The sequence below is a fragment of the bacterium genome, from assembly GCA_027622355.1.
Lineage (GTDB): Bacteria > UBA8248 > UBA8248 > UBA8248 > UBA8248 > JAQBZT01.
Window position 1 is genome coordinate 1 of record JAQBZT010000254.1, and the last position, 4,326, is coordinate 4,326.

The following is a 4,326-nucleotide window of genomic DNA, read 5'->3' on the forward strand; positions in this document are numbered from 1 at the left end:
CTTCTGTTTCCGCTGCTCGGGCTGGGGGTGAATCTTCTCTTCGGCTGGAGAAGGGGAGAGAAATTCGCCGGCTATGTGGCCAGCCTCGCCATGGCGGGCGCTTTCCTCTCGGCGCTCTGGGGTTTTTATGCGCTGCTTCAGATCCCTCCGGCGGGGCGCCTCCTGCAGACGACGCTCTTTGAGTGGATTCCGGTCGGGAAGTTTCTCGTCAAGGCGGGCTTCATGCTCGATCCGCTCGCTTCGCTCATGACGCTGGTCGTGACGGGGGTCGGGTTCCTGATTCATGTCTACTCGATGGGCTACATGCACGGCGACCGGAGCGTTACCCGCTACTTCATCTATCTCAACCTGTTTTCGTTCTCGATGCTGACCCTCGTGCTGGGGAGCAACTTCCTGGTTCTTTTCGTGGGCTGGGAGGCGGTGGGTCTTTGCAGCTATCTCCTCATCGGTTTCTGGTTCGAGCGCCCGGCGGCGGCCGAGGCCGGGAAAAAGGCGTTTGTGGTCAACCGGGTGGGGGATTTCTGTTTCCTCATCGCGCTCTTCCTGATCATCAGCATTTTCGGGACGCTCGATTTCGCGGAGGTGCTCAACCGGGCGCCCGCCGCTCTCGGGGCCGGCGCGGCGACGGCGATCTGCCTGCTGCTTTTTGCGGGGGCCACGGGCAAGAGCGCCCAGGTGCCGCTCTACGTCTGGCTGCCGGACGCCATGGAGGGCCCCACCCCGGTGAGCGCCCTCATCCACGCGGCGACGATGGTGACGGCCGGCGTCTACATGGTGGCGCGGACCTATGTGCTCTTTGAGCTCTCTCCGGTGGCGATGACGGTGGTGGCGACAATCGGGTCGATCACGCTTCTGCTCGCCGCGGCGATCGCCCTGGTGCAGACCGACATCAAGCGGGTGCTGGCCTACAGCACGGTGAGCCAGCTGGGCTACATGTTCCTGGCGCTGGGGGTGGGGGCCTACTCCGCCGCCATCTTCCATCTGATGACCCACGCCTTTTTCAAGGCGCTCCTGTTCCTGGGCTCGGGAAGTGTGATTCACGCCCTGAACGGGGAGCAGGACATCCGCCGGATGGGCGGTCTGCGGGCGGCTCTTCCGATCACCTCCTGGACGTTCACGATCGGGGCGCTGGCGATCGCCGGCATCTTCCCCTTCGCCGGCTTTTTCAGCAAAGACGAGATTCTTTTCGCGGCGCTGACCTCGGACAAGGGTGGCCTGATCTTCTGGTTCGTCGGCGCCATCGGATCTCTGATGACCGCCTTCTATATGTTCCGGCTGGTGTTCAAGACCTTTCACGGAAAATGTAATCTGAGCCTCGAGGAGCATCATCACCTGCACGAATCCCCCCGGATGATGACGGTTCCGCTCCAGGTGTTGGCGGTGCTTTCCTTGATTGGCGGCTGGGTGGGGATTCCCATGATTCCGGGCGCCAACGTTTTCGCCGGCTTCCTGGCGCCTTCCTTCGGCACGCTCAAGGTGGCCCACCACGAAGTGATTGTCGAGCTGGTGATGATCATCGTCTCGCTGGCGATCGCCTTCGTCGGAATATATATGGCCTATAATTTCTACATCATGCGGCGCGGCGGGATGGAAGAATATGTGGCGCGCTGGCCGGGCCTCTACCGTCTGGTCCTGAACAAATTCTACGTGGATGAGTTGTACGACGCCCTGATCGTCCAGCCGATCAAGAGGCTGGCCATCCGGCTGTGGCGCGGGGTGGACGATGGCGCGATCGACGCCGCGGTGAACGGGTCGGCTTTGCTGGTGCAGTCGGCGGGCGGCGCCCTGCGGCGGCTGCAGACGGGTTTCGTGAAGAGCTATGCGGTGTCCATGCTTTTCGGGGCGCTGGCCATTTTGCTGTACCTCGTTGTGCGGTAGCGGGAAAAGCACGGAAGGGAGTTGGTTTTGCAGGCGTTTCCTTTGATCAGCTGGTTGATTTTTCTTCCGCTGGCGGGAGGGATTCTCCTCCTCTTCATGCACGATGCGGACGAGGAGGGGAAGAAGCGCGTCCGCGCCTTCACCTTTGCGATTTCGCTGCTGACCTTTGCCATTTCCGTCTGGCTCTATACGGCATTCCGCTCCGGCGTGGCCGGGATGCAGTTTGTCGAGCAGGCCGCATGGATTCCGCGTTTCGGCATTTCCTACAAGGTGGGCGTGGACGGCATCAGCCTTCCGCTCGTCCTGCTGACGACCTTTCTGACGCCGATCTGTGTTTTGGCCTCCTGGCGGGACGTGGACCGGCACGTGCGTTTTTACCATGCCGCGTTCCTTTTCCTGGAGACGGGGATGCTGGGCGTTTTCGCGGCCCTGGATTTCTTCCTTTTCTACGTTTTCTGGGAAGCGATGCTCATCCCGATGTACCTGATCATCGGGGTCTGGGGCGGGGAGCGCCGCATCTATGCCGCGATCAAATTTTTCCTCTACACGATGGCGGGGAGCGTGCTGATGCTGGTGGCGATCCTGTGGCTCTACTTCGCCGCCGGGCTGAACACCTTCGACATCCTCCGCTATATGGAGCATCCGGTTTCCCCCGATGTGCAGGGCTGGCTCTTCGCGGCCTTCGCGCTGGCCTTCGCGATCAAGGTGCCGGTCTTCCCGTTCCATACCTGGCTTCCGGACGCCCACGTCGAGGCGCCGACGGCGGGCAGCGTGATTCTGGCGGGGGTGCTCCTCAAGATGGGCACCTACGGTTTCGTCCGCTTGGCGATGCCCCTTTTCCCGACCGCCGCGCACGATTTCGCCCCCCTGTTCATGGCCCTGGCCGTGGTGGGGATCATCTACGGGGCGCTGGTGGCGATGGTGCAGGAAGATGTGAAAAAACTCGTGGCCTACTCCTCGGTGAGCCACCTGGGTTTTGTCATGCTCGGTCTTTTCTCCTTCAACCTGCTGGGCGTCGAGGGCGGCGTGCTGCAGATGGTGAATCACGGGATCAGCACGGGCGCGCTCTTCCTCGCGGTCGGCGTTCTCTACAGCCGCCGCCACACCCGGCGGATCTCGGATTTCGGCGGCATCGCCCGCGTGATGCCCGGCTTTTCGGCGGTGTTCATCATCGCCTCGTTGAGCAGCATCGGCCTTCCGGGGCTGAACGGTTTCATCGGGGAGTTCACGATCCTGGCGGGCGTGTTCCAGCGGAACATCTATTACGGCGTGCTGGCCGCGACGGGCGTCGTGCTGGCCGCGGTGTACATGCTCTGGATGCTGCAGCGCGTTTTGTTCGCGGGGGCGCCCTCGGCGGCCAATCAGGCCTTGCCTGACATGCGCTTTCGCGAGTGGGCGGCGCTGCTGCCGCTGGTGTTCCTGATGTTCTGGATTGGCCTCTACCCGAAGCCCATCCTGAAGAAGATTGAGCCCTCGGCCCAGGCCTGGCTGCGCCAGGTGAACCGCCGGGTGCTCCGCGTGAAAGCTCCCGAAGGAAAGGGTGCCTCGATGATCAGCATGAAGGCCCGCGCCGGGGAGGGCCGCCCATGACGTTCCAGGCGCCTTTCATCAACTGGGCCTACTTCCTGCCGGTGCTGATCGTGGTGGCCGGCGGCACGCTGGTGATTTTGTGGGATGCCTTTTTCCCGCGGCGGGATCGCTCCCTTTTGGTGACGATGACGCTGGCGGTGCTGGCGGCGGCGCTGGGCGCGGCGCTGGCTTCGGGCGCGGGTGGGAGCGAAGCGCTCTCCTTTTCGGGGATGTTTCTGTTCGACGGTTTCAGCCGGATGGTTTTCGCTCTATTGCTGTTTTCGAGTTTCATGGCGGTCCTGATCGCCTCGGCACAGTCCTCCCTCCGCGATGCGCCGGCGGGCGAGTACTTCGGCCTCATCCTTTTCGCGACCTCGGGGATGATGCTGATGGCGGCGACGCGGAATCTCCTGATGGTTTTCGTGGGGCTGGAGGTGTTTTCGCTCTCGCTCTATGTCCTGGCCGGATTCATGCGGAGCGACCTCAGGGGAAACGAGGCCGCGATGAAGTATTTCCTTCTCGGCTCTTTTGCCTCGGGTTTTCTGCTCTACGGGATGGCACTCATCTACGGGGCGTCCGGTTCGCTGGATCTGGTGGATATCGCCCGGCGGCTCGCCTCCCATGCGCCCGCGCGGGGGCCGGTATTTCTCGTCGGGCTGGGCTTTGTCATCGTGGGCCTGGGCTTCAAGGTGGCGGCCGTGCCCTTCAACATGTGGACGCCGGATGTCTACGAGGGCGCCCCGACGGCGGTGACGGCGTTCATGTCGGTGGGGCCGAAGGTGGCGGCCTTCGCCGCCCTTTTCCGGATTTTCCTCGCCCTGGGGAAACATGCGGGTCCCGACATCGAGGTGGTGCTCTGGGTGCTGGCCGCCCTGACGA

At 62.9% G+C, this 4,326-nt stretch carries 3 protein-coding genes; all 3 read left to right on the forward strand.

Features of this window, described 5'->3' with window-relative positions:
* Positions 1–3 precede the first annotated feature (3 nt).
* Entirely contained in the window at positions 4–1,878 is a 1,875-nt protein-coding gene (gene nuoL / locus O2807_12725; GenBank protein ID MDA1001364.1) for an NADH-quinone oxidoreductase subunit L, read from the forward strand.
* Positions 1,879–1,905: 27 nt separating this feature from the next.
* Positions 1,906–3,468 (forward strand): NADH-quinone oxidoreductase subunit M, encoded by a 1,563-nt coding sequence (locus O2807_12730; GenBank protein MDA1001365.1) that lies wholly within the window; start codon positions 1,906–1,908, stop codon positions 3,466–3,468.
* Positions 3,465–4,326, forward strand: an 862-nt coding sequence (locus O2807_12735) for an NADH-quinone oxidoreductase subunit N (GenBank protein MDA1001366.1), incomplete at its 3' end; no start/stop codon positions are given. The genes O2807_12730 and O2807_12735, both read left to right, overlap by 4 nt.